General features: G+C 37.0%; 2 protein-coding genes. Both read right to left on the reverse strand.

Annotated elements, in window-relative coordinates; all coding sequences use genetic code 11:
* On the reverse strand, positions 1 to 299 hold a 299-nt coding region (locus tag K1M91_RS21105), incomplete at its 3' end, for a hypothetical protein (RefSeq protein ID WP_232804230.1).
* On the reverse strand, positions 299 to 1,672 hold a 1,374-nt coding region (locus K1M91_RS21110), incomplete at its 5' end, for a non-ribosomal peptide synthetase (protein ID WP_232804231.1). The genes K1M91_RS21105 and K1M91_RS21110, both read right to left, overlap by 1 nt.

The following is a 1,672-nucleotide window of genomic DNA, read 5'->3' on the forward strand; positions in this document are numbered from 1 at the left end:
AATGCGCTTGGCATGTTGTAATGCGCACTGCCACCATCAATTTGGTCAAGCAGCCACAAGCGCTGCTGGCCGTATGATAAAAGCCTTGAGACCTTATCATTTGGTAATTTTAGAATTACTTCTCTGCTTCTTGAATTGCGTGCAAGCAGAATATTGATAATCTCCTGCTTGTTAGCTTTAATAAAAGCCTTGTCGTCAGAACCAAGAGAAGATAGCTTTCCTGTAACCTTTAGACTGCCACTTTCAACTTTGAAGTTCAGACCCTGGCGAATCAAACTATATAAATATTCTTTTAACATCAGATAATCCACTCTTCGGAGCCCTCTTCACTATCTTCTTTACATGCTGCATTCAAACTCACTTCAATATCAACCATGCGGCTAATACTCTCAATGGTCGTATTGTTAAAGAATGCCCTTAGTTCTAACTCTATAGAAAACAGCTGATTTATTTTACTAATAAGCTTAGTAACAAGAATTGAATTACCACCTAGCTCAAAGAAGTCATCATTAATCGAAATATCCTCAACCCCTAATAACTGAGCCCAAATAAGAGAGATACTTAACTCTAAATCAGTCCTAGGTTTTACAATGATTTCAGATTTTTTTGGAAGAGGTAAAGCTTTTCTGTCCAATTTCCCATTAGGTGTCCTTGGTAGAACAGTGAGTTTTTCAAAGAAACACGGAACCATGTAACTAGGTAAGAGCTTAACTAAGTGGTTCTTCAGATCCTCTTTTTCCACTTCAAAGCCTTCTTTAGGAACAAAATAGCAACATAATTGTGCTTCTTCACCAAAGAAATTATCAGCAACAACAACAGCATCATTTAGTGATTCAATGCCAATCAACTGGTTTTCAATTTCACCAGTTTCAACTCTAAAGCCTCTAACTTTGACTTGATTATCAATCCGGCCGATATATTCTAAATCACCTTCAACGTTCCACCTAACAAGATCACCAGTTCTGTACATCGACTGATACAATTCATCTTTAGAAAAAATATTTTTAATAAAACGCTCGTTTGTTATGGAATTTTTATTTAAATAGCCTTTTGATATTCCAACGCCAGATAAATATAACTCGCCAACTGCACCTAAATGAACGGGTTCAAGGTATTCATTCAAAACATACGCTTTTGTATTTGCAATCGGTTTACCTATATTTGCTTTAGAATTAGCTTTTCTTAACGTATATGTCGAATATGTTGTATCTTCAGAGGGCCCATATAAGTCATATACTTTTACTTCTCTATCTGCGTAAATTTCATCAACTAACTTTTGCCTTAGAGGTTCACCTGCAAGATTAATGACCTTTACTCCATAAGGTATATTGCTCGTTTGCAACAGCATCTCAGCTGCTGAAGGCACCGTATTTATAAGACTTATTTGCGAACTAAAATCCCCTCTAGTTAAGTCAAGAATAGTATTTACTAAAATAACTGAGCCAGAACCACTAAGAGTCACAAATATTTCAAATATAGACAAATCAAAACAAATAGACGTTGAAGCTAAAACAGCACAAAGCTCTTCTGCTGTGTAAACATCTAATGCCCACTTAATAAGCCCAACTGCACTAGAATGCTTTATCATGACGCCTTTAGGCTGCCCCGTAGAGCCCGAGGTGTAAATCACATACGCCAAGTCTGACGCTACATGCCCTGCCACTGTGCTATT

It is taken from the genome of Motilimonas sp. E26, from assembly GCF_021278025.1.
Classification (GTDB): Bacteria; Pseudomonadota; Gammaproteobacteria; order Enterobacterales; family CBDFNC01; genus Motilimonas.